This window comes from Peribacillus deserti (genome assembly GCF_016909175.1).
Taxonomy (GTDB): domain Bacteria; phylum Bacillota; class Bacilli; order Bacillales; family DSM-1321; genus Paraperibacillus; species Paraperibacillus deserti.
Genome location: NZ_JAFBFI010000003.1, coordinates 238,908 through 264,311 on the forward strand (window position 1 = coordinate 238,908; position 25,404 = coordinate 264,311).

Below are 25,404 nucleotides of genomic sequence, written 5' to 3' on the forward strand. Positions count from 1 at the left end.
TTGGTATGAAGGATGGGGGATATGGGGAAGAAATACTTTGGAAGAACATTGAAACAAAAACTATCATTCATGACATTGGTTTCAGTTTTGGTGCCGCTTCTCTTCCTGGGTTTATTCTCATACAAAATTGCTTCAAATCTAACAGAGGAAAAAGCGATTATGTCAGGGATGAATACCTTATGGCAATTGAATGCTTACTTAGAATTCATAATCCAGGATGTAGAAAATATGTCTGTATTCCTAATTGGAAATGATGAAGTGCAAAGCTATTTACAAAATCGTGAGGCAGGTTTACTTGAAAAGGGCTCAATGTCAGGGTTTTTAACCAATTTGGCTTTTTCCAAAGACTATATTGCAAATATAACAATAAAGCCGCTAAATGGAGGCGCGGCTATATCTGACACAACCTTTATGAAGTCTGGGAGCGCTGATATTTTTGAGCGGATTCCGGAATATGATAAGGAATCAAAAGCCTGGTCCAGTCTTTATGAGGACATGACTCCAATGGGGCATCAAAGAATGATTACGTTATATAGACCAATTCGCAGTATCAGCAGGTATAAAAATACCGGTCAATTGGCCATCAGTCTCGATCAAAAGTTTATTTCAAACCATTTGCACAAAACAGGCCTTGAAGGAAATGGTTTTGTCTTATTGTTAGATAATGAAAACCGCATTATTGCCGGTTCATCCGATAAATGGCTTCACAAAAACATTGATGAATATTTGCCGAATATTGGAGATATGAAGGAGCAATCAGGATTTTTAAAAAGTGACACAAGGGATGAACAAAAAACGATTCTATTTTCTACTGTTTCCAGTGTCAACTGGAAGCTGGTTGGTGTTATACCCGTAAAAGAATATAGTGCACAAAACCGCTATTTTCTTATATTAACCACCATGGCAGTCGGGTTTGCGATGTTACTGGGATTAGGGCTTGTATTGTTCCTCACTCATAAAGTGATTGGACCGCTAACCGAACTGACAAGGGCGCTCAGAAAATCCAATCCAGATGAGCAAATTTCAATTCTTCCTGTAAGGGCAAATGATGAGGTTGGACAATTGATTATGAGCTATAACAAATTAAATAACCGGATCAGGAATTTGATGGAACATGTAAAATTAAATGAGTCATTAAAAAAGGAAATGGATTTGCTTGCTTTGCAAGCACAAATCAATCCTCATTTTTTATATAATACGCTTTCATCTGTCCAATGGATGGCGTTAATGAATAAAGACACCAAAACTGCTGAAATGGTAGGTTCATTAAGCGACTTCTTAAGATTCAGTCTCAATAAAGGTGAAGAATTTTGTGCTGTCTCCCAGGAAATTTCTCATGTTGATAATTATGTTACCATTCAAAAAATCCGATATCCGGACAAGTTTGATTTTAAGATTAGTGTTCCTCCTGAATTGCTGACAAAAGAAATGCTTAAGCTGCTATTGCAACCGCTCATTGAAAATGCCATGTTACATGGAATCCTGAAAAAGCAAGGCAAGGGGAAAATTATTGTACTTGCTGAGTCAAATGGAAAACAAATGAAGTTTACCGTTTTGGATAATGGAATTGGTATGAGCGAAGCCAAAGTTAAGAAATTGCAGGAAGAGGTAACATTTGAACAGGATTCAAAGAAACAAGCTGTAGTGAAGAAAGGAAGTTATGGATTAAGGAATGTTCATAAGCGACTCGTATTACATTATGGCGATCCCGCAGGACTTCACATAACCAGCAAGGAAGGAGAAGGAACAAAAGTTTCGTTTACGGTACCATTTCTGGAGGAGTGAACATCATGAAAGTATTGATTGTTGATGATGAAGTGATCATTCGTAACGGATTAAGCACAGTGATTAATTGGGAAGAACACGGGTTTAGTCTATTGGAGCCAGCAGAATCCGCAGAGGATGCACTTGAGATTGTGAAAATTAATCAACCACATATAGTACTTACAGATATACAAATGAGTGGTAAAAGCGGTTTAGATCTGGCAAGAGAAGTAAAACAAATGTTTTCTGAAACAGAAGTCATCATTCTCTCAGGCTATGATGATTTTGTTTATGCCCAGAAGGCTATTCGGGAGGGGGTAGGTGAATATCTACTTAAAACCAGCAGACCACAAGAGATTATTAACGCTGTGATATCTGCAAAAGAGCGTATAATAAAAAAACAAAAGGAAGTTGAGGAAAACCAAATTCAGAAAAAAGCTTTCCGTAACAAGCTGCTAGAAAAGCTGCTTTTTGAAGAAGAACCGGATACAAAACTTTTAGCTGATGTAAAAAAATTTTATTTAAATCTCAATAACGGGGAAAATACACTGCAGGTAGCGATCGTATTTGCGTCCAAATCAAATGAATACAGCAGTTTCAACCGATTTTTTCAGCATGCGGTAATGAATACCCTTTCAGAAATTCTCTCATTCGAATCGTTGGAATGGAATGGAGCACTCGTCCTTATTTTGCAGAATAGACCTTCACAAGAAGAACTACACAAGGTAAAGGAAGCATTTGCACGTACGGAGCGATTAATGAATTGTCATATTTTTACCGCTGCCGGTTCAAACGTTGAAGACATAAAGGATCTACATAAATCTTTTGAAAAAGCTAAACATGTGTTTGGATATAGATGGCTGTTGGGAAACAGAGGTTATGTTTCCTACGACAATATAAAAGATCGGAAAGGAATAAGAAAGGTCTGTTCATCTAAGGAAGAATCAGAAATGGCAGGCTTGCTGAAATCTGGCAATACTGACGAACTTAAACAATGGGTTAAAAATCTGCTTGAACAAATAAGGCTTGATCCGGACGTAACACCCGATTCTTTTAATGTCTTTCTTCAATCTGTCTTAATTTCGGGGTACCGCTGGATAGAGCGGGTTGTGTCTGCTATTGGAATTTCCACACCAATACCAGACTGGAAAATGAAAGATGAAGACCTGTTGACTTCATCTCCAGAGGATATACTATTTCAGTATTTTGATAGAATTATGGATAAATACCGGCAAATGACGGAAGGAAAAGTTCATTATGTACAGGAAGCGACCATCTTCATTCAGGACAATTTAAACAAAAACTTATCATTGATTGAGGTTGCAAGTCATGTACATATAAATCCAAATTATTTCAGTGAACTTTTCAAACGTGAAACGGGCATGGGCTATATAGAATTTGTCAAAACTGTCAGAATCGAAAAAGCCATGGCAATCCTCAGGGAAACACCCGTGAAAATTAGTGAGGTCGCAAAGCAGGTAGGGTATGAGGATATTAAATATTTTACTAAACTGTTTCGGCTTCATACCGGCATGACACCGACGGATTTTAGAAAAAAAGCAGAAAAAGTAGGATAATCGATTGGCTGGCTCGAAGAAGGAGCCAGCTTTTTTTTTATAATTGAAAATCAGCTTAGATCCCTTGAAAAATAAAGGGTGAATCCAGTTGGGTTAATAACTACAGCAAAAGATTTCTAAATAGTCTGAAAAAAACCTACCCTATTCCTGAATTATGTCCCCTTTGAGGGACTATTAACCTTTTATATACTGTAATAGAATCCAACTAAACAAGGGGGTAAATAGTTGATGAAAACAAAGAAATTGAAATTGAGTCTAGTGGTTATGTTGGTTCTGTCCCTTTTATTAGCAGCATGTAGCGGGGACAAAACGACAGGGGATAATGCTAAGGGAAAAGGTGATAAAATCAAGCTTTCCATTTGGCATAATTATGCTGGCGATGATTTGCGCGCTAAAGCGGTGCGAAAACAGATCGATCAATTTGAGAAAGAACATCCTGAAGTGGAATTGGACAAGCAAGCCATTCCTGTTGATGGTTATCGCCAAAGATTGAAAACGGTTGCAGCGGCAAATGAAATGCCGGACGTTTTTTATTCCTATTCAGGAAGTTTTACCGAAGAATTTTATAAAGGCAACCTTATTCAACCTGTATCAGACCTTTGGGAAAAGAAACCAGACTGGGCTGAAAAATTTTTACCGGGATCTAAAGAAATTTTCACATATGACAATGAAGTATATTCTGCACCTGTAGGAATGTCTGCGACTTCTTTCTTATACTATAATCGGGATTTATTCGAAAAATACAATGTAAAAGTTCCAACAACATGGGATGAATTAATGGAAGCTATTAAAGTTTTCAATAAAAATAAAATTACCCCTATCGCTTTAGGAAACAAGGCTACATGGCCGGCTCAATCAAGTGTTTTTGGGGTCATTGCCGACCATGTAACAGGAACGGAATGGTTTATGAAAGCAATTAAATCAGACGGTGCCACCTTTAATGATCCACAATTTATCGAAGCATTAAATTATTTTAAAGATCTTGTTGATGCTAAAGCTTTTCAAGAAGGCGCAAATAGCATTGATAATACTCAAGCAGAACAATATTTTGTTAAAGGTAATGCAGCAATGATGATTAATGGTTCATGGGCAATCACTAATTTAGCGGCATCTTCGAACAAAGAGGAATTAGATAAAATTGAAGTGACTGTTGTTCCATCTATTGAAGGCGGCAAAGGCAAGCCAAATACAATGACAGGTGGACCAGGAGGCGGTTTTCTAATGAGCAGTAAAGTTAAAGATAAAAAACGCGAACTGGCTCTAGAGTTAATGTATGCTATCAGTGGTCCAGAAGCGCAAAAAGCAATTGCGGAAAGTGAATCATTAGTGATGTATGACGTCGATATCGACGAATCAAAAGTTTCATCTTTATACAATAAAGCATATGAATTGGTGAAAACAGTTAATTTCGCTCCCGTATATGACCTTTACCTTTCTTCTGCTGGAGGAGAAGCTATTAATCAAGGCTTGCAGGAATTGATGTTGGGTGGAAAACCAAAAGAAGTAGCTAAGAAACTTCAGGACGCTCAATCAAAAGCCGTCAAATAAAACGAGGTTACTTAGTGGCTTTCATAAGAAAAATATACGGAGGGGTGAAGCGTCATGGGAACAACTGCACGTTTAAAAGGATTTATCATTCTTGCTTTGCTTCCGACCCTGCTTATTTATACCTTTTTTGTAATCGTACCTATATTTTGGTCGGCATATTATGGGTTTTTTGACTGGAGTGGCATGGGAGATGCCAAATTCACTGGATTGGCCAATTATATCGAAGTCATAAAAGATGAAATATTTTGGCGCTCCCTTAAGAACAATTTTATTATCATTGCAGCATCTGTTTTCGGCCAAGTCCCCATTGCCTTGGTATTGGCGCTTTTATTAATGAAAAATTCTTTCGTTAACCGTTTTGTCCGGTCGGCCGTTTTCATGCCAATGGTCCTTTCGACAGTTGTTGTCGGCTTAATTTGGGGATATATGTACCACCCACAAATTGGTGTTGTAAATTATGTGTTAAAAAGCTTAGGGCTCGAGTCATTGACAAGAGCCTGGCTATCCGACCCTAAAATTAATATGTTTTCAGTATCCATCCCCATTATCTGGAATTATATTGGCCCCTATTTGATCATTTTCATTGCAGCATTGCAAAATATTCCTTCCGAAATAAATGATGCAGCAAAGCTGGAGGGGGCAGTTGGTTTTAAAAAATTATACTATGTGACACTTCCTATGATTTGGAATACTGTCAAAGTCGTGATTGTCCTATGTATTGCAGGGAGCCTGAAAGCGTTTGATCAAGTTTTCGTTATGACCGGAGGAGGGCCTGCGCAATCCACTGAACTTCTTGCCACTTATATGTACAATAACACCTTTGAAGTATACCGCTATGGCTATGGATCAGCGATATCCACCATGATTGTCATTGTTAGTATGATATTGATTTTAATAAGCCAAATCTTGATGAAACGAAAGAATCAGTAAGTGAAAGGGGATATCGTATGGAAACAAAAACAGACCATCGCGAAGTCTTAATTCCACGAACTTCACTGGTTCAAAACATAAATGTTTGGAAAATAGGAAAATCGTGGATTTCTAAAATCATATTGATCTTGTTTGCATTCGCAATGTTATATCCATTGTACTGGTTATTTGTCAGCGCATTAAAAACAAATCAGGAATTTTTTGAAAACCCATATTCACTCCCTATTCACTGGGTTTTCGATAATATCACTAGGGCTTGGGAATTAGCTGGAATGGGAAAGGCAATGATCAATTCAACAATTGTAACATTGGCTGCTATGTTTCTCACCTTGCTATTGGGAACCTTAACTGCTTATGTTTTATCCAGATTTGAGTTTCGATGGAAAGGTCCTTTAATGCTCTTTTTCACGTTGGGTATGTTAATTCCGATTCATAGTACGCTTGTTCCTTTATTCATGATTATGAATAAAATAGGCATTCTCGATACTTATTGGTCGCTTATATTACCATATACAGCCTTTGAACTACCAATTGCAATCTTTTTGATTGCTGCATTCATGAGTTCCATCCCGAAAGCAATTGAAGAGGCTGCCATGATTGATGGCTCAGGGTATTGGGGTATTTTTTTCCGGATTATGCTGCCACTATCATTTCCAGTAATGTCAACAGTTGCAATATTAGCTTTCCTTCGTTACTGGAATGAATTCGCATTTGCCCTGGTATTTATTAACGATCAAGCTTTAAAGACTTTACCGCTTGTTCTTACTATCTTTTCAGATGGATTTGGAACAGATTATAGTTTAACAATGGCTGCTATGGCAATTGCCGTGTTACCGACTATCATCATTTATCTATTTTTCCAAGAACAAATCATGAAAGGTATGGTAGCGGGGTCTGTAAAGGAATAGGAAGTAAGGATCAACAACATTCATAATCATACTCGCTGTCGGATTTTTGACAGCTTTCTTTTTTATACAAAAGATTACTTAATTGGAGGGACTGAGATGATTGTTGATACACCGAGCTTAATTATTGATGAAAAAATTATGCAAAAAAATATAGAGAAAATGGCCGGCATTTCAAGAAAATACGGTGTACAGTTACGACCTCACATAAAAACACATAAAATTCCTGAAATCGCCAAAAAGCAGATATCTGCTGGTGCAATTGGTGTAACCACGGCAAAAGTATCGGAAGCTGAAGTGATGGCCGACCACGGAATCGATGACATTTTCGTAGCATATCCAATCGTTACAGAATCGAAGATTGAGAGTGTCCTTCGGTTAAGTGAAAAAGTAAATGTTATCGTCGGAGTTGATAGCTTAGAAGGGGCAATGAGATTATCCGAGACTGCCAGGCGCCAATATAAAAAGATTCAGGTCAGGTTAGAAGTCGATACTGGATTTAAAAGGACAGGGGTGCCATATGAAGATGCTGTAAGGCTTGCTTTTCAATTGCAAGGAATGGAGCCCCTTCAATTTAATGGGATCTATACGTTTCGTGGTTTCAGCATGAATGGCAGGCCAACACTGGATATAGAAAAAGCCGGTATGGAAGAAGGCCAGCTGATGGTTAAACTTGCAGAACGAATGAGAAAAGAAGGGATTCAGGTTAGGGATATTAGTGTTGGATCAACCCCTACCGCCCCTTATGCTGCGCAAGTAAAAGGGATTACAGAAGTCAGGCCAGGTACTTATGTCTTTTATGATCGAATGCAGGCCGCTCTTGGCTCGTGCTCGCTAAAGGAATGTTCTGCATCAGTTCGTGTAACAGTAATCAGCCGGCCATACGAAGACTTGATGATCGTTGATGGGGGAAGTAAGACATTTGCAACTGATGTAGGACCGAATAGCGAACCATTAAATCTGCAAGGGTATGGACATATTATCGAGGCTCCACATGCAATCATCGAACGACTTTCAGAGGAGCACGGAATGGTAAAAATCAATCCAAAGGATCCGTTTAAGGTCGGAGATATTATTCACGTGCTTCCCAATCATATTTGCAGTACCGTTAATCTCCACAACAGAGTTTACCTTAATGAATCTGGGAATTTAATCGAAAAAACGGTTTATGCCCGTGGCTGCCTTACCTAATCGATAAAGAGGAAGAAGATGGTGATATGCTTGACTTCATTATTAAAAACGGAAAAATTATTGATGGCTCAGGTAATCCTTGGTTTTATGGTGGTGTTGGAATCAAAGCAGGAAAAATAGTTAAAGTTGGTTATGTCGACCAGGAGGCCCATGATGTGGTTGATGCCAAAAAACAGGTGATTTCTCCAGGGTTCATTGACGGCCACTGTCATTCTGACTTAATGCTATTAAACCACCCAAACAGTGAAATTAAACTTCAGCAGGGTGTAACAACAGAGGTCATTGGCAACTGCGGTTTAGCTCCAGCCCCCTTTTTTGGTAAAAACGCTTCATTACTGCAAAAGTATGTTCAGCCGATTTTGGGTCCATTGCATAATGAATGGTCTTGGAATTCAATGGAGGAGTATATTAACACACTCACTCAGGCTAGGCCTTCAGAGAACATTTCTACATATGTGGCACACGGGACATTAAGGATTTTGGTCATGGGATTTGAAAAAAGGGGGGCTAATGCTGACGAGATCCAACGTATGAAGGATTTGCTGGAAGAAGGACTAAGGGCTGGTGCCATTGGGCTGTCAATCGGTTTACTCTACGCACCAGGAAGCTATGCATCAAAAGAAGAAATTGCAGAACTGTGCTCTGTTCTTCCGAAGTACAATGGTCTATTTTCGACACATATCAGAGGAGAGGGCAATAGTTTAATAGCCTCTATAAAAGAAGTTTTATGGATTGCTAAAATAACAGGCGTCCCCTTGCATATTAGTCATCTAAAAGCAGCCGGGAAACGAAACTGGGGCCTTGTGCATCAGGCGATGGAACTGATTGCGGATGCCAGGGAAAAAGGGATGGATGTGACTTGTGATGTCTATCCTTATTCCGCAAGTTCCACGATGTTGACAACGGTGCTGCCTCCTTGGGTGATCGAAGGCGGAATTCAGCGAACTATAGAACGTTTTAAGGATAGGGAGCTCCGAAGGAACATAAGGGAAGAGTTAGAAATGGAACAAGAAGAATGGGACAATCTAGTCTGTTCGACCGGCTGGGAAAATGTCTTTATTTCCTCAGTCCAAACCGATCATAATCGTGATTTGGAAGGGAAAAACTTTGCAGAAATTAGTGTAATGAAAAGTAAACACCCTGTTGATTGCGTCATGGATTTATTAGTTGAGGAGGACGGAAATGTTTCAATTGTATATTTCCTGATGTCTGATGATGACGTCAGGCATGTCGTCCAATGGGAAAATTCCCTGATTGCGTCAGATAGTCTTCATTGTGAAACAGGGAAACCGCATCCAAGGCTTTACGGTACATTTCCTAGGGTCTTCGCGAAATATGTAAGGGAAGACCGGGTTCTGTCACTCGAACAAGCAGTCCGTAAAATAACCTCTTTTCCTGTACAACGATTCAAACTTGGCAAAAGAGGTTTAATTGTTCCTGGTTATGAAGCCGACTTGGTTGTTTTTAATCCGGATTCCATTAAGGATGAGGCTTCCTATCAAAACCCTAAACAATATCCGAATGGAATTAGTCATGTATGGGTGAATGGAAGATTAACAATGAAAGATAAGGTTCATACAAATGAAAGACAAGGAGTATTTATTTCTTCATGTCAACCTTGCAGACATTTTTAGTATTCCAAAATTTTTATAAAGGATGGATGGCCATGTCAAAAATAGAAGATAGATTACAAGAGTTAGGAATTGATTTACCAGAGCCCGGTGAACCAAAATTTTCGTATATCCCTTGTAACCAAACAGGGAATCTATTGTATTTATCAGGTCAGGATTGCAGGATAAATGGTGAATTAATGTACAAAGGGAAACTTGGAAAAGAATTAACCATCGAGCAAGGACAGGAGGCAGCCCGCCAAACAATTATTAACTGTTTGGCAGTTTTACAATCCTATCTGGGGGATTTGGACAGGGTTGTAAAGGTTGTGAAGTTATTAGGTTTTGTTAATAGTGCAACAGGGTTTGCAGATCAGCCATATGTTATGAACGGTGCTTCCAATCTGTTGGTTGATGTATTCGGAGAAAGTGGAAAACATGCCCGGTCAGCAATCGGTACCAGTGAACTTCCTTTTGATACACCAGTTGAGATTGAGCTAATTGTTGAAATTCAAAGCTAATAAGCTTCAAGGGGGTTAAGGGGATATGCGCTATCTCATGGGTGTTGATGGAGGGGGAAGTAAAACATATACCGTTATAACGGACGAAAACGGAAATAAATTAGGTGAAGGCATATCCGGGAGAGGAAATCATCAAGCTCTTGGTATCGAACCGGCTTTTAATAACATCAAAGAGTCCATTGATAAAGCCTTGTCCAGTGCAGGGCTTTATTATAAAGATATTTCATTTACGCAATTTGGTCTCGCTGGAGCTGATAGAAAAAAAGATTTTTCCATATTGCGGCCAGCCTTGAATACTTTACCGTTAGAGTCATTTGATTTGGTATGTGACACATTCGAAGGATTGAGAATAGGCAGCGAGAATAACGTCGGGGTTGTTCTTGTCTGTGGCAGCGGAACGAATGCAGCCGGAAGAAATAAGGAGGGCAAGGTTGTACAAACAGGAGGATTTGGCTTTTTTTACGGGGATGCTGCCGGCGGGAAACATATGGCTAGAGAGACATTTCGTTCAGCGGTAAGATCATGGGAATTACGGGAAATGCCCTCCCTATTAACAGACACGGTTCCAAAATTTTTTGGGTTCCAGAGCATGGAACAGCTTGTGAATGATTTCTTAGACCGCGACATATTTGACGTGCCTGGAGAATTGACCATTACTTTACATGAAGCAGCAGCTGAAGGTGACCCCCTTGCAATTCAAATCCTGAGTGAGACGGGCGCAGAATTAGGGGCTGCCGCCAACTCTGTGATTAAAAGATTGGGTGGTTTTGAAGGCGATACAATTCCAGTGATTCTAGTTGGCTCTGTTTTACAAAAGGCCAAAAATGAACACTTGCTTCAAGCAATGCAAACGGCCATTGAAAGAGAAAGACATAGTGTTTCACTCATAATACCAGATATGGAGCCCGTGTATGGGTCTATCCTTCTAGCTATGGATCATTTAGGAATAGAAACAAGTGATGATATCTATCAAAAATTCAGGAGCTACAAGAGAGAATAGAAATGGTATCAGTAGAAGTCAATTATGTGATTGATTCTGATGGAACTCACCCATTACAGCTTAACAGAATTGCCCTCTCATATCCGTGGTTTATTACAGGTGGTCAAAGCATATGAAGTACTTACTGTTAGGGAGCAGTACACAGTGATTATCATGTTGGATTCCAGACGTTAACAATCCATCCACTCGTGGGTCCTGCAGAACAGCTAAAAAGATGTTCGTGGATATATTAATAGAAAACAAGGGATTTCTCCCGCAATTCAACAAGAAAATACATGTGGAAAGTTAGTAGTTATAACTTATATTAAAATGGAGGAATTTTGATGGTTTATCAATCAATTTCAAAAGGCAATACAAACCAACAATTCTGCGCTTTTACATTTGATGATGGCCCCAAAAAACAATCATTGGAAGCATGGCTGGAAGTACTTGAACAATTTTCTGCCCCAGGAACATTTTTTTTCACTGGTGAATGGATCGACCAGCATCCGGATAAAGCAAGAATGTTAATCGCACGTGGCCATGAACTTGCTTCACATTCATACAATCACCGGCGTATGTCACAAATATCCAAAGAAGTTTTTTTTGAGGAATTGAAGGAAACTGAATTGGCCTATCAGGAAGCAACGGGAAGGCCATGCCCAAATTTTTTTAGGTTTCCATATCTGAATTATAATGAAGAAAATCTCAGCTGGCTTTCAGAATGGAGATATCACAGTATAACAGGGGACGATACAAAGGATTGGTCGGGTCCTCCTGCCCAAAAAATAATAGAAAATGGCACAAACTTTCTGGATTGCGGTTCCATCTTGGTTCTACACAGTAATGACATTGCAAAGGAAACTCCAAAAGCAGTGAAAGAACTTATACAAAACGCAGTTAAAAAGGATTTAAATCCGGTAAAAGTTTCAGAATTATTAGAGGGAATGGGCATTTCAACAGAGTATAGATCGTGGAAAGTTTCTATTGATGTTCCTCAATTAGACCCGATCCCGCCGCTTGAATGGACAAAAATACAAAGTCCCGAAGATATCCAAAAACTGGCTGCCGAGACATTAGGATGGGGGCTGGACAAAATCCCTTCAGGTTACGGTGCCGAAAGCCAATGGATACAGCAGCTATCACAGCCAATAAAAGCTCAAAATACACTTGAAAATAGAGAATTGTTTGCGGGACTAATGAAGGCAGACGAGTTTTGGGGATATGCCCGTTTTGGCATAAACGAAGAGGAATTGGTGCTGTTGGATTTTGGATTCAGGGAAGCGCAAGCTGATACATTGGTATATTTGCTTCGCTGGGCATCAAAAATAGCAAAAGAATTAGGGTCTTCCCGTATAATTGCCAGACAAGATATGCGGAGGATCCATAAAATGTGCCAGCATAATTGAATTTGATGAAATCTTACTCTCCCATGATGTACCAGCATTTATATAATAATGTCTGCCGGTTTACTGATGTCCGATGATATCTGAATTTTTTGATAGTTCTGAAGTAGAAAAATCCTGTGTCATAGTCACTAAGGAAGCTAATTTGGATTTGTCGGAGGAAGCCGCCCTCAGTGGCCTCTTCCTCCAGCGGTTTTTCAGGATGTTGACCCGGGTATTTTTACTATTTTTTAAAAAGGTTATCTTACCTGAGCGGGGAGGTTCTTGAAGTATTCATTATTCTCGCCGAAGAGCACACCAGCCTGGCATCAGAATATTGAGCAGAGAAAAAGCAGGGGATTTCTCTGCTAAACTCTTTCATACGAGATAAAAATGCCGGTAAGACAAAGGAGGAGAGAAGGTTATGGAAAATTTCATGGTATTTGATGTGGGTGGTACGAACGTTAAATATGCGGTTATCAATGAAGATGGCGAGTTTTTGGTTAAAGGAGAATTTCCATCATCCCGGTATGATTTTGATAAATTCAGGGATGACATCACCTCTATCACTATTGAAAATAAACAAAAATACGATGTTGCCGGACTAGCATTTAGCTGTCCAGGCGGAGTTGACAGTGAGACAGGGATTATAGGTGGATACAGCGCTCTGCCATGTATACACGGACCCAATTTTAAAGAAGTGTTTGGGGTTGCTACGGGTCTTCCAGTTGAAATCGAAAATGACGCGAACAGTGCGGCCTTAGGGGAAGTGTGGAAGGGTGCTGCTAAGGATAATCAAAATGTCCTTTTTGTCATTATCGGCACAGGAATTGGCGGTGCCGTGATAAAAGACAGAAAAATCCATAAAGGCGCGAATTTACATGGTGGAGAAGTAGGTTACATGGTAATGGACATACAAAAAGAAAATGGCGGGCAGCATACCGTCCGTACATGGAGCCATTTAGCGGCAACAGGTGCGTTAGTAAAAGAGGTAGCAAAAGTTAAAGGGATGGATCCATCAGAAATAAACGGAAAAATGATTTTCGAAGCTGCCCAATCTGGTGATCAAGATTGTGTCGAGGCAATTAATAATTTCTACCTTTATTTAGCTCAGGGAATCTTCAATATTCAGTATGTCTACGATCCCGAGAAAATCATTATTGGGGGTGCTATTAGCAGCCGGAGTGATTTGATCGAGCAAATTAATAAAAAACTTGATCTTATATTCGTTTCCGTTCCTTTTGCAAGGGTGCGTCCAGTAATTGAAACATGTCATTTTAAAAATGATGCCAATTTGCTCGGGGCATTATTTCACTATTTACAGCAACAAAACAAAAAAGCCTCTATTCATATTTCATAAGATTCATATAAATTTGTTTTTAAATATTAATTAAATTTTCTTTCATGCTTTTCCTCCTTAACATTCTTGTAGGTATCATCTAGGAGTTAATTATGATAATTTTTAGATAATATAGACTATTAGAAATATGGTGAGGTAATCTATGTTTATTGACAGCAGGTTTTATTCTATCCTTGTTTTTGTCTCAAATATGTTTCTTCTTAATTTATTATGGCTAATCCTTTGTTTGCCCGTCATTACGATTTTCCCTGCAACCGCTGCCATGTTTGGGGTAGTGAGACAATGGATTATTCATAAAGATACCAGCGTCTTCCCGGCATTTCTTCGCTGTTTAAAAGAAAATTTCAAACAAAGTTTTATTATACAAGTGGTTTGGATACTATTGGCCGGTTTCTTGTTTTTTGACTATTCTATTTCCCTAAGATTGGGCTTTCTTAAAGCAATCATTTCACCGATATTAATAGTTTTGGGTTCCCTCCTTATGTTGGGATCAAGCTTTCTTTTTCCGCATATAGTTCATTTTAAAACAAAAACACGGAATATATTTGTGAACTCGTTCTTGCTTTCAATCAGTTATATTCCTTATTCACTGTTACTATGTTTATTATTCGTTTTAATTGCGCTCGTACTATATATCTTCCCTGTTTCCGTGCTATTTATCGGCAGTATTGGGGCTTATATTGCTTATTGGTTAGCCCATATCGTTTTTACTAAAGTAAGTCAACGCCAGGCCCCACACCCACAAGTTAAACATACCGAAGTGATGGAATGACTCCTGACTTTTTCTTGAAAAAAATCAACCGGCATGGTGTTCACAAATGGATATTCAGGGGGCTCAGACTGAAAAAATATACATTAGAAAAAATTCAGTGAGGAGAAAACGAATGGAAAAAAAACATGCAAACGTGATTCCAGAAGGATTTTTTTGGGGAGGCGCGGTTACGTCTTTCCAAACGGAAGGTGCTTGGAATGAAGATGGAAAGGGGCCTTCTATTGTAGATGCAAGACCTGTAAAGGAAGGGCAATCAGACTGGAAGACTGCAGTAGACTTTTACCATCGTTATAAGGAAGATATTGCCCTTTTTAAAGAGATGGGCTTTAATGCTTATCGGACAAGCATTTCCTGGTCAAGAATTTTCCCAGATGGTGAAGGGGAGGTAAACGAAAAAGGTTTGCAATTCTATGATGATTTATTTGATGAAATGCTGACCAATGGAATTCAGCCTGTTATCACTCTTTATCATTTTGACCTTCCGCTTGCTTTAGCTGAAAAATACAATGGATTTGCTTCCAGGAAAGTTGTTGATTTATTTGAGCGCTATGCAAGAACCTTGTTTAAGCGTTTTGGACATAAAGTAAAATACTGGCTAACCTTTAATGAGCAGAACCTAGTATTAATCAAACCGCACCACTGGGGAGCTAAATTAGATGGCGCTGAAAATGAAGAAGCCTTTAGATATCAGGTTGCTCATAATGCATTTGTTGCACATGCTAAAGCTGTTAAGGCTCTTCATGAGCTAGTGCCGGACGGACAAATGGCAGGTATGGTGACTTATCAAGTAACATATCCGAATACATGCAAGCCGGAAGATGCAATAGCCAATATGAAAGCAAAAGAACTTTTGGTCGATTTCTATTTTGATGTATTTGTGAATGGTGAATATCCAGCTTATGTGTCAAAGGACCTGGAAAGAAAAGGCATTATGCCAATATTTGAACCTGGCGATGCAGAATTACTTAAAGAAAACATTGTAGACTATTTAAGTATCAGCTATTACCAAAGCCAGACAGTAAGCGCGGATAAAGCTGATGGAAAGTCGCTTATTCCTGGAATGGCACCAAATCCGAACTTGAACACAAATGAGTGGGGATGGGCAATTGACCCAATCGGTTTAAGAGTATGCTTAAAGGATATGTATGCCCGCTATCACCTGCCAATTTTCATTACAGAAAACGGAATTGGCGTCCGCGAACAATTAGATGAAAACAATACAGTTAAAGATGATTACCGTATTGAATATTTAAGCGAACATATCAAACAAATGAAAATCGCGATGGAAGAGGGCGTAGATGTGATCGGGTACCTGACTTGGGGTGCAACAGATCTTATCAGCTCTGGCGGACAATTTGAAAAGCGTTATGGCTTTGTCTTTGTAAACCGAGGCGAAACCGATTTAAGAGATTTGAAGAGATATAAGAAAAAAAGCTTTGATTGGTATAGGAGAGTAATTGCCACAAATGGAGAAGAATTAGGATATCATGAGAGCATTTCTACAAAATAGATAGCTGCAAGGGCTAGGCTATTAGGAAAAAGAGGTTGGTAATTTTTTTACTAACCTCCATTTTAAATGAAGGGAGTTACCATATGGATTTCAAATACCATAAGCATACCTAAAAACTTTATATTGGGAGCAGCTGCTTCCGCATGGCAAACAGAAGGGTGGGAAGGGAAAAAGTCCACACAGGATTCGTACCTTGACCTGTGGTACAAAAAAACAGGCATGTTTGGCATAATGGATATGGACCAGCAGTTGCCACCAATTTTTATCATCGTTATAAAGAAGATATTGCCCTTATGAGAGAAATAGGACTCACCCATTTTCGCACCTCAATCAATTGGTCTCGTTTTCTTTTAGACTATGAGAATGTAACCGTTGATGAGGAATATGCAGATTATATAGAACAGGTCATCAATGAATTGATAAGCAACGGAATAGAACCTATGATTTGCCTGGAACATTAGGAGCTCCCAGCCATTTTATTAGAAACATACGGAGGCTGGGGTTCAAAACATGTCGTAGACTTATTCGTAAAATATGCCGAAAAAGTATTTGAACGGTATGGTGATCGGGTAAAGAATTGGTTTACCTTTAATGAGCCAATCGTAGTTCAAACGCGGGTATATTTAGATGCTATTCGATATCCTTTTGAACAAAACACAAAAAAATGGATGCAGTGGAATTTTAATAAAGCACTTGCAACTGCAATGGTTGTACAGCTGTTTAAACAAAAAGCCTACAAAGAGAAATATGGTTCTAAAATAGGAGTAATTTTAAATCCTGAAGTTACTTATGCTCGCTCTTCAGCTGAACATGACATGGAAGCAGCCAGGATATTTGATTTATTTTTTAATCGGATTTTCCTGGACCCATCCATTAAGGGCGAATATCCGGCGGAGCTTTTTGATAAGAGAAAATACCGTAGATTATGTTGGATTGAATTTGTACTTCCCATATCGTGTAAAGGCTAGGACCACTGCCTTGAATGAAAGTGCTCCTTTTCATCCGGCCTTTTACTATGAAATGTTTGAACTTCCTGGCAGAGAAATGAATCCATTTCGAGGTTGGGAAATCTACCCTCAAATTATGTTTGATATGGCAATGAGGATGAAGGAGGAATATGGAAATATTGAATGGTTTATTGCAGAAAATGGCATGGGGGTTGAAAATGAATTCAGATTCAAGAATGAGGAAGGAATAATTCAGGACGATTACCGGATTGAGTTTATTAGTGAGCACTTAAATTCTTTATTAAAAGCAGTGGAAGAAGGTTCTAATTGCAATGGCTATATGCTGTGGGCTTTTACAGATAATGTTTCACCGATGAATGCCTTTAAAAATATGGACTTGTGGAAATCAATCTGGAACAGAATCGAAACCGAAAAATGAAGAAATCCGCCTATTGGTATAACAAAATTATTGAGACCAGGGTTTTACAAGTAAAAAATAATGAAGTGTTTAAATAAGGATGAATATGACTATCCTTTGGCAACATTCCGGATTTTGAATAGACTGCAAGCAAGATAGGCCTGATGAATTTAATGAAAATGTTGACCCTAAAGACAATTATTTATAGGGACGAGGAAGATAAACTCTGGTATTCTAAGCTAGCTTATACATCAAGGTTGGCGGGACCGTGTGGGAATCGAACCCACCAGAGACGACACGCGCCTCTCACGCGGTTTTGAAGACCGAGGAGCGCACCAGCTACCCTTCCAGCCCCATACAAATTACTAGTATACCAGTGCTTATCTGTTTTTTCAAATATACTGCAGGATCCTACAGTATTCAGCAAGATACTTGGTTTTACATTAAAAAAATTCATGGATGCTGCAGCGTTCAATTTACTGTAAACCTTTTATTATTCTTGTAAATGATAGGTAAGCGTGGCTATAATAGAAGAAACTATACATATAATAACAGGGGTGAACACAGTGCTGAATGGCTGGTTTTTATGGTTTATCCTTTTTTGGGTCGTCTTTCTGGTCGGGATGTTTGCGATTGGCGGGTTCTTTATGTTTCGGAAGTTTTTGAAACGGATGCCAAAGGAAGATGGACGTTCCATTTTGGATTGGGAAGAGCATTATGTGAAGCAGACGAAGAATCTTTGGAAGAAGCCTGAAAAGGAGCTGCTAGAGGATTTAGTCAGCCCTGTACCTGAATTGTTCCGGGATGTGGCCCGTCAGAAAATTGCCGGGAAGATCGGTGAGCTTGCCATAGAAGAGAAGGCACAGCGAATTACGCAGGACCTTATAATAAGAGGCTACATAATGGCAACGCCAAAACGGGACCATAAATTTTTATTGAAAAAATTAAATCAGAGACAGGTGGATGTGGCTCCATATCAGCATCTGTTTCAATAAGGAGAGGCATTCTAGGAATGCTTCTTTTTTAGTGGATTTTTTATATGATTCGCAAAAAAAAAACTATAAACCTGAGTCGTACTAGACCCAGGCTGACTGAATTTTTGTGATGACTAATGAAATCATTTTGATGCGTATTTAATGATTCCATGAAGATAGACGGAGTAATCTCTCAGTACGCATTCTCTTAATTTAATTTTCCCTTCATTTTCTAACTCTTTGGCCAGCTCTTTAATGCTTTTTTCTTCACTTTTAGTAGCGATCGGAATCTCAATTGCAAAAAAATTCCCTCGGTTAACATGCTGAATGTTTTTATATAGTTTAGCTTTATCCATTGGGTCAACCCCTTCTTTCTTAACTTACTTTTTCGACATGAAGGCAGCTTTCTCCTGTAGAAACCAATTTATTATTTTTATCATAAAGTTTGGTGACTGAACTTACACATCTTTGAGGGTCATTTCTGTACTCATTTATACCCACGCGGCAGGGGATCAAAAACTAATTTTCAAAGGTTTAGAAATATATTGTTAATTTTAGTTGATTTTCAATTTATTTCATGTTATTCTTAAGAAGAATTATTTTTGTTCGGTGTAAAGGATAGTATAAGTTACAGACTTTTCGTCTTGATGATCACTTTGGCAAGGATAGTAACACATTGTGCTTTAAAGCACTAGGAGGCAACAAAAATGGAACAAGGTACAGTAAAATGGTTTAACGCAGACAAAGGTTTTGGATTTATCGAACGTGAAGGTGGAGACGATGTATTCGTTCATTTCTCTGCAATCCAAACTGACGGTTTCAGATCATTAGACGAAGGTCAAAAAGTTACTTTTGACGTTGAGCAAGGTCCACGTGGAGCTCAAGCTGCTAACGTTCAAAAAGCATAATATATGAATCCAAAAGCAGATCCTTTTAAAGGATCTGCTTTTCTTTTGCCAAAAACAGCGCATTAAAAAACCTGCTCAGCGTGCGAGCAGGTTAATGGTAACAAGTAAAGTAAGGCAGGTTAAAAGGTTTAACTAAGTATAGCACAGTGAGTTAAGATATCCTAATTCGTTCTTCATCATTATTTCATTACATCTTAAAAGATGCATACATACCTGGGGTAACATAATTAAATGGCAATAAAATACTCACTATTCTTTTGGAATCTGATTCGCAAATTGTTTTCGCCGATCATTTTAACGCTGTTTTCCTGTTTATCGAGCGCGGCCTTGACTTCTCTGCCTTTATAGCTTTTGTCTTTTTTAAAATAAACTTTGCCGTTCATTTCCCAATCTTTAACACATAAGTACTTCATTTTGTGTAAGCTCCTTTAGGTGTATTCAACAGAATTAATTATTTTGAACATAGCTTGTAAACCCTTCTTGAAAGATGTGCAATTTTTCTATGAGGGAGGCTGTTCTCTTTCTAATCTGAAAGGGGGCAGTAAAGCGATGTTTGGGTATCGGATGGGCAAAGGGGGAATATGCAGCGTGTTTAGGACGGATATCGTACAAACCAATCTTTATTGTTCGCGGTAATTAATAGAAGACTGAAATTTAGATTTTTAACAAATCTGCCGCCTGGCCCTCCGTAATGCCTCTGATTAAACTTAATTCTCCAACAAAAATGATCCGGGCATTTTCTAACATCCGTTTTTCGTTAGAACTAAGTTTTTTTTCATTTTGCATTCGGGTTAAATCACGTACAACCTCAGCGCCTTCTTGCAGTTTTCCTGTTTTCATCTTATCGGAATTCATCTTATAACGCTCTTTCCAGGTTAAGGTTCGATCAGATTCTCCGTAATGGAAAACTTCTAATACAAGGCCCAGGGAAAGATCATCAGCAACCATCCGTATACGTGATGTTGCTTGACTAGTGGGGATCAGTAATTGCATATTGTTCATCGGTATTTGAATGACGTAGTATTTCTGGGTTACTCCCTGAATTTCTTTCTCTTCAATTCCTTTAATGACACCAGCTCCATGCATCGGATAAATAATGTTATCTCCAACTTCAAACATTAACCCACCTCCATGTATCTATACTCCATCATAACATGAGTTGAGTTTTTTATCAAATTTTCTATAATATCATTACTAACTGGTTAGTGTCAATCGTTTAAGGTGAAAAAATAAGAGAAATATGCAAAGACCATAAATCCTATAGATGATAAGGCCAGATGTAGAAAAAAACCCTCCTGTCAAACCTTAAACTGGCCTCCTTTTTTGATCAAATACTGTTTCCAACACAGACTGCGTTATCTGGATTCATTTTAATTTTCTTTTTATTAGCAGCCTGCATTTATGCCATTTTTCTAAAGTAAATCCAAATTTTCAGATGCAAGTCTACAGGTATAATATCTACCATCCAAAAATATAATATCGTACTTTAATCACTTTCCTTTAGCGCAGGTAAAGCTGAACCAAAAAGGGGATCGATAAACTGTGCGTATAAAAATCTGGTTACCGCTTGCTTTGGTTACACTTCCAGCTTTAATATTTTTGCTTGTATTTTTTTATGGGAATCCGGTAACAAAAATGGAGAGTAAGCAAATTGCAAGAGAGTATTTAGATGTAAATTATCCTGAACTGCCTTTTATCGTATCGCATGTTGATTACTATCCTGGGGAAGGCATCTATATTGTCCATATAATCACGAAAGATGGGACGGTCAAAGCAAATTTGGATGTTAGACGAGGAAAAGTGGTCAATGACGGTCTGCTTGAATTTAAGTAAAAGTAATGGAATGATATGAGTAATTCCTCTCTGTCTGACTCTGACCGTAAACGGAGAACTCCAATAGTTCGAAGTCTTGTGAAAAACGGAGGATGAAAAAGGGGGTTTCCCAGTGAAGTTCAATTTATTATTCCATAAAAATTCATTTATCGAGGTTTATCTTGTGAAACAAGATCATGGGCGTTTTAAGTGCGGGACTAAGCTATGGAAAGGAAAAAAACTTGCTGTCAGTGTAGGGGATAATGCTGAAATCGCATTTAATAAAAGCTTGAATCATTTATTTATTGAAGAGCAAATTAGGTAAGTTTTATGTGAAAATCTGGGAAATTATGTTCATGCCGGGATGGACGTATTTAATAAATGATTCATTAATTTAGCACTAAAAAAAGATAACAGCAGATTTCCAGAGAACAAAATCTGCTGCCATTTATTTACTTTCAGGGCTAATCTTCAGGGTTAACTTATACACAAATGTCTATAAGGATGCTTGCTGAGCAGTGCTGCTAATGATTTGCAAACTAGGTATAGGTTATGATTTAGGCTACCTTCATGATTTCTTTTGTGCGCAAGGAATTTTTTAAACTGAGCTTCCTCATATTGAATGGTATTCGAGATTAGTTCTAATAGTTTTTCTTTATTAGACACGGAGTCGGTATTGTTCAACAATTCGTACTGCTGCTTAAGCTCAGCTATTTTAAAATTGTATTCATTTTCACATTTTTCGAATGCCTGCAGCTGTTCCTCCAAACTCTTTTTTACCTTAACAAGTAATTCCAGGTTATTGGCTGCCATATATGATCCGCTCCTTTCTTATCTAGATTAAAACAAGATGATAAAGGAAGATTCTCTTTTCTGTTAATTTTTTGTTAAATTTTGTTTGGTGTCCCATCTGGACGGCAAAGAAAGCGGAAAAATCAATCAACTATGCTTCAATAGATTATCAGGTAGAAATAAGTGCTAAATAAATAAAAAAATGCCGGCACACAAAAGTTGATATTGTATGCGGCATTTTTACTTTTCATTAAGAATGGCTCATATCCCTCTGCAAATATGGCTGAGTGATCGTCGGCAGAATAATTTCAATGGTGGTTCCTTCATTTAATTTGCTCTCAATATTAAGTTTTCCGTTATGGCCTTCGATGATCTTATAGCAGGTCATGAGGCCGAGGCCGGTCCCTTTTTCCTTTGTGGTATAAAAAGGTTCGCCAAGTGTAGAGATTCGTTCCTCTGGTATCCCTATGCCCTGGTCAATAATCTGAATGGAGATTTTACCTTCTTCTTTTTCCTTAACCCTCACATCAATATTTCCGCCCTTCGGCATGGCTTCGATTGAGTTTTGAAGGAGGTTTAACAGAACTTGCTTGATCTGTTTTTCTTCACAGCTGACCATTGGCAGGTGTCTGTCGAACTCTACGAAGATTTGGACATTATTCAGCATGGACTGATTATTTATTAGCGTAACCACATCTTTTATCAAGATTTTTACATCTTGCTCAGCAAAAACAGCTGCAGTCGGTTTTGCTAGGACCAGGAATTCTCCTACGATGGAATTGATTCGTTCAAGCTCAGATAAAACAATTTCTGTATATTTTTCTTGAGGATAATTTGCCTGAAACAGCTGAATAAATCCTTTTATGGAAGTGAGGGGATTGCGTATCTCATGTGCAATGCCTGCAGCCATCTGGCCTAATAGAGCCAGCTTTTCGGACTTTTGAAGAATCCGTTCGGTTTCAGCTTTTCTTGCTGTAATATCCTTTCCGATTGTAAGAACGGCTTGTTTGCCGCCAAAAACAATTTCCAGGGAAGAAGCTTCAAAGAAAAGCAAAGTACCATCAAAACGTTTTATCTTATATTCAATCGTATGGATTGGAAGTTTTTGTTTCTTGATCTGCTTATCTCTTTCCATTAACCGGGGATGATACTCTGGCACTATAAAGTCAAGCAGGCTTTTCCCAATTACCTCTTTCTTACTTGTGGCGCCTATTAGGTGAACCGCCGCTTCATTGGCATAAATGACCTTGAAGTCCCGATGAATATAAATGGTGTCAGGCAGCAAGTCAATTAATTGTTTATAACTTGTTTCATTCAATTTGGCTTTTGCAGCATAATATCTAGCCAGGTCATACTGCCAGCCGACAAGCCAGGCAATTAAAGTGAAAATTAAAAAGTCGAATGTTACAAAGGGCTCATCATAGACGATTTTTTGATAGGCGGTAAAAAATATGGAAACCAACACCAGAATTATTTGTCCTGATACATACATAATTTTTCCTCTTAACGTTGATTTTTGTTTTATCATAGCATAAATTCATAGTGTTATATGGAATAATTTTTTAATAGAGCTGGTTTCATCATAAGAAACTTCTACGGGAGAAAATGGTTTCGCGCTGATTCCGGCTTTTTCGCTTGGTGGTTAATGGTTTTCGCGCAAGCATTTGTTTTCTCGCGCACAGCATAGCTGATATCGCGCGCAAGAGGGCAGTTTATGTTCCGCCGAAATAAGAATACAAAGTGCAGTCACGCCTTAAATATAAAAAGCCGACCAATTAATGGTCGGCTTCAGTGTTTAATTACGATATTCTGCCTCAATTTGCGATTCCTTTGAAGACTCAGCCATACGCCAGTATACTAGTAAGCTTATAGCAATACACGCAGCTACGTAATAGTAGAAAAGTGATTCATATCCAATGTTTTTCAGCCAGAGAGCTATGAATTCTGCAGTTCCACCAAAGACGGCCACTGTAATTGCGTAAGGAAATCCTACACCAAGGGCCCGGATTTTGGTAGGGAAAAGTTCGGCTTTTACAATTGCATTAATGGAAGTATACCCAGTGACAATTATGAGTCCGGCCATCATGAGCAAGAAAGCTGCAAAGGGGCTGTCCGTCTTTTCCAAAAGCAGGAATAGGGGAACGGTCAATAGTGTTCCAAATATACCGAAGCCCATAAGAAGCGGACGGCGCCCAATCCGGTCAGAAAGCGCCCCGGCCAGCGGCTGAAGAACTACGAATATCAGCAATGCGATAAAGTTGATCCAGCTGACCTGCTCTTTGGCAATTCCGACTGTGTTGACCATGAACTTCTGAAGATAGGTTGTATACGTATAAAAAGCAACAGTTCCTCCAAGAGTCAGACCTACTACCGTTAGGACAGCTTTAGGATATTTCACTAAAACCTTTACAGTACCGGCGTTCTCACTGTTTTTTGTTTTCATTTTTTCAAACTGCTCTGATTCGTCCATTGTGCGGCGCAGCCATAACACAGCTACTGCTCCCAGAGCTCCGATGACGAATGGAATTCTCCAGCCCCAGGAATTCATATCAGATTCGTTTAAGATTTGCTGAAGAATAATCTGGACACCAAGTGCCACCATCTGGCCGGCAACAAGTGTCACATATTGAAAACTTGAATAGAAGCCGCGGCGTCCGCTGCTTGCCATTTCGGATAAGTACGTTGCCGAGGTTCCATATTCGCCTCCTAAGGATAAACCCTGCAGCAGGCGGGCGAGTACCAGGATAATCGGTGCCATTACGCCTATCGTTTCATAACTCGGTGTAAGGGCGATGATCAAGGATCCTCCAGCCATGACGGTTATGGACAATGTAAGTGCGGCCCGCCTGCCATGGCGGTCTGCATAGCGGCCCATCAAAAGGCTGCCGATCGGACGCATCAGAAATCCTACAGCAAAGATGGCTGCCGTGTTAAGCAGCTGGGAGGTCGGGTCTCCCTTTGGAAAGAATTCTGCCGAGAAATATACAGCAAAGGCAGAGTAGACGTACCAGTCATACCATTCGATCAGATTGCCAACTGATCCCTTGAAGATATTTCCCGTAATACGCCTTGAGTTTGCGCGTTCTGCGGATGATTTCATACTTCTCCTCCTTCTTAAAATACCGGTGCAGATTTTATTTGTTAGTCTGCACACAGCTGCATGGAATGAAACAGAAACATATGTAAGCGTATTCTGTTGATCGACATTATTTTCTCATAGTTTTTAAATAAATGGAATTTTTCAAACTTAAGAAAAGTATTATTTTAGAAAAGGAATTTTAAGGACGAATTGAATGATAGGTAAATAGTAATAAAAAGAAAAATATATATATAACACACACCACTGAAGCTCTTAGAGAGTTCCTGTATTTGAAACGGAGTGGTTTATTTTAGGGGAGCTGACTCTGAAGGATACATTAAAACTATTTCACTATTTCTCAAAAGACGAAGTTTCAAGTTTATGACTGCGATAGCTTTACAGTTTAGAGCCATGTTGAAAAA

At 38.8% G+C, this 25,404-nt stretch carries 23 protein-coding genes, 1 tRNA gene and 1 pseudogene; 18 read left to right on the plus strand and 7 right to left on the minus strand.

The window, feature by feature from the left end:
• Positions 1-21: 21 nt before the first annotated feature.
• The 14 genes and pseudogenes from JOC77_RS05445 to JOC77_RS05510 all read left to right on the plus strand — a co-directional run bounded on the left by JOC77_RS05445 (position 22) and on the right by JOC77_RS05510 (position 17,515).
• Positions 22-1,785: a sensor histidine kinase gene (locus JOC77_RS05445; protein WP_204539819.1), complete on the plus strand. Its 1,764-nt coding sequence runs from the start codon at positions 22-24 to the stop codon at positions 1,783-1,785.
• A gap of 5 nt (positions 1,786-1,790) precedes the next feature.
• Entirely contained in the window at positions 1,791-3,341 is a 1,551-nt protein-coding gene (locus tag JOC77_RS05450) for a response regulator transcription factor (protein ID WP_204539823.1), read from the plus strand.
• A gap of 228 nt (positions 3,342-3,569) precedes the next feature.
• Entirely contained in the window at positions 3,570-4,889 is a 1,320-nt protein-coding gene (locus JOC77_RS05455; RefSeq protein ID WP_204539964.1) for an extracellular solute-binding protein, read from the plus strand.
• A 54-nt stretch (positions 4,890-4,943) separates the two neighbouring features.
• Entirely contained in the window at positions 4,944-5,819 is an 876-nt protein-coding gene (locus JOC77_RS05460) for a carbohydrate ABC transporter permease (protein WP_204539825.1), read from the plus strand.
• 17 nt (positions 5,820-5,836) lie between these two features.
• Entirely contained in the window at positions 5,837-6,727 is an 891-nt protein-coding gene (locus JOC77_RS05465; protein WP_204539828.1) for a carbohydrate ABC transporter permease, read from the plus strand.
• A gap of 96 nt (positions 6,728-6,823) precedes the next feature.
• Positions 6,824-7,915: an alanine racemase gene (locus tag JOC77_RS05470; protein WP_204539832.1), complete on the plus strand. Its 1,092-nt coding sequence runs from the start codon at positions 6,824-6,826 to the stop codon at positions 7,913-7,915.
• A 26-nt stretch (positions 7,916-7,941) separates the two neighbouring features.
• Positions 7,942-9,549 (plus strand): N-acyl-D-amino-acid deacylase family protein, encoded by a 1,608-nt coding sequence (locus tag JOC77_RS05475; protein ID WP_204539835.1) that lies wholly within the window; start codon positions 7,942-7,944, stop codon positions 9,547-9,549.
• A 32-nt stretch (positions 9,550-9,581) separates the two neighbouring features.
• Positions 9,582-10,046, plus strand: a complete 465-nt coding sequence (locus JOC77_RS05480; protein WP_204539837.1) for a RidA family protein — start codon at positions 9,582-9,584, stop codon at positions 10,044-10,046.
• A 25-nt stretch (positions 10,047-10,071) separates the two neighbouring features.
• Entirely contained in the window at positions 10,072-11,046 is a 975-nt protein-coding gene (locus JOC77_RS05485; protein WP_204539840.1) for an N-acetylglucosamine kinase, read from the plus strand.
• A 323-nt stretch (positions 11,047-11,369) separates the two neighbouring features.
• A complete protein-coding gene (locus JOC77_RS05490; protein ID WP_204539843.1) occupies positions 11,370-12,434 on the plus strand; it encodes a polysaccharide deacetylase family protein in 1,065 nt (354 codons plus the stop codon).
• Between the two features lie 400 nt (positions 12,435-12,834).
• Entirely contained in the window at positions 12,835-13,770 is a 936-nt protein-coding gene (locus JOC77_RS05495) for an ROK family protein (protein WP_204539846.1), read from the plus strand.
• 142 nt (positions 13,771-13,912) lie between these two features.
• The gene (locus JOC77_RS05500) at positions 13,913-14,542 is read left to right on the plus strand and encodes a YesL family protein (protein WP_204539849.1); all 630 of its coding nucleotides are present in this window, start codon (positions 13,913-13,915) and stop codon (positions 14,540-14,542) included.
• Positions 14,543-14,654: 112 nt separating this feature from the next.
• Positions 14,655-16,052 (plus strand): glycoside hydrolase family 1 protein, encoded by a 1,398-nt coding sequence (locus JOC77_RS05505; protein ID WP_204539852.1) that lies wholly within the window; start codon positions 14,655-14,657, stop codon positions 16,050-16,052.
• 66 nt (positions 16,053-16,118) lie between these two features.
• Positions 16,119-17,515: pseudogene (locus JOC77_RS05510) on the plus strand (glycoside hydrolase family 1 protein).
• 160 nt (positions 17,516-17,675) lie between these two features.
• On the opposite strand, the gene JOC77_RS05515 reads toward JOC77_RS05510, so the two are convergent.
• Positions 17,676-17,772, minus strand: a tRNA-Sec gene (locus JOC77_RS05515).
• A gap of 211 nt (positions 17,773-17,983) precedes the next feature.
• Between JOC77_RS05515 and JOC77_RS05520 the strand changes: the two genes are divergently transcribed.
• A complete protein-coding gene (locus tag JOC77_RS05520) occupies positions 17,984-18,412 on the plus strand; it encodes a DUF2621 family protein (RefSeq protein ID WP_204539855.1) in 429 nt (142 codons plus the stop codon).
• A 122-nt stretch (positions 18,413-18,534) separates the two neighbouring features.
• Here the strand turns inward: JOC77_RS05520 and JOC77_RS05525 are convergent, their stop codons facing one another.
• Positions 18,535-18,747 carry a hypothetical protein gene (locus tag JOC77_RS05525; RefSeq protein ID WP_204539858.1) on the minus strand — a complete coding sequence of 71 codons (213 nt, stop codon included), beginning with the start codon at positions 18,745-18,747 and terminating at the stop codon, positions 18,535-18,537.
• A gap of 351 nt (positions 18,748-19,098) precedes the next feature.
• Here JOC77_RS05525 and JOC77_RS05530 point away from each other — a divergent pair, with 351 nt between their 5' ends.
• On the plus strand, positions 19,099-19,299 hold the full coding sequence (locus JOC77_RS05530) for a cold-shock protein (RefSeq protein ID WP_204539861.1): 201 nt from the start codon (positions 19,099-19,101) through the stop codon (positions 19,297-19,299).
• A gap of 227 nt (positions 19,300-19,526) precedes the next feature.
• Here JOC77_RS05530 and JOC77_RS05535 read toward each other — a convergent pair whose 3' ends face one another.
• Both JOC77_RS05535 and JOC77_RS05540 read right to left on the minus strand, forming a co-directional pair.
• Positions 19,527-19,712: a hypothetical protein gene (locus JOC77_RS05535; RefSeq protein ID WP_204539864.1), complete on the minus strand. Its 186-nt coding sequence runs from the start codon at positions 19,710-19,712 to the stop codon at positions 19,527-19,529.
• Between the two features lie 241 nt (positions 19,713-19,953).
• Positions 19,954-20,418, minus strand: a complete 465-nt coding sequence (locus JOC77_RS05540; protein WP_204539867.1) for a CarD family transcriptional regulator — start codon at positions 20,416-20,418, stop codon at positions 19,954-19,956.
• A 423-nt stretch (positions 20,419-20,841) separates the two neighbouring features.
• On the opposite strand from JOC77_RS05540, the gene JOC77_RS05545 reads away from it, so the two are divergent.
• Positions 20,842-21,132: a YfjL-like protein gene (locus JOC77_RS05545; RefSeq protein WP_204539870.1), complete on the plus strand. Its 291-nt coding sequence runs from the start codon at positions 20,842-20,844 to the stop codon at positions 21,130-21,132.
• Between the two features lie 112 nt (positions 21,133-21,244).
• A complete protein-coding gene (locus JOC77_RS05550; protein ID WP_204539873.1) occupies positions 21,245-21,436 on the plus strand; it encodes a hypothetical protein in 192 nt (63 codons plus the stop codon).
• 152 nt (positions 21,437-21,588) lie between these two features.
• Here the strand turns inward: JOC77_RS05550 and JOC77_RS05555 are convergent, their stop codons facing one another.
• The 3 genes from JOC77_RS05555 to JOC77_RS05565 all read right to left on the minus strand — a co-directional run bounded on the left by JOC77_RS05555 (position 21,589) and on the right by JOC77_RS05565 (position 25,003).
• Positions 21,589-21,924: a hypothetical protein gene (locus tag JOC77_RS05555; protein ID WP_204539876.1), complete on the minus strand. Its 336-nt coding sequence runs from the start codon at positions 21,922-21,924 to the stop codon at positions 21,589-21,591.
• A gap of 229 nt (positions 21,925-22,153) precedes the next feature.
• Complete coding sequence (locus JOC77_RS05560; RefSeq protein WP_204539879.1) at positions 22,154-23,395, minus strand: ATP-binding protein; 1,242 nt, start codon at positions 23,393-23,395, stop codon at positions 22,154-22,156.
• 303 nt (positions 23,396-23,698) lie between these two features.
• A complete protein-coding gene (locus JOC77_RS05565; RefSeq protein WP_204539882.1) occupies positions 23,699-25,003 on the minus strand; it encodes an MFS transporter in 1,305 nt (434 codons plus the stop codon).
• Positions 25,004-25,404 lie beyond the last annotated feature (401 nt).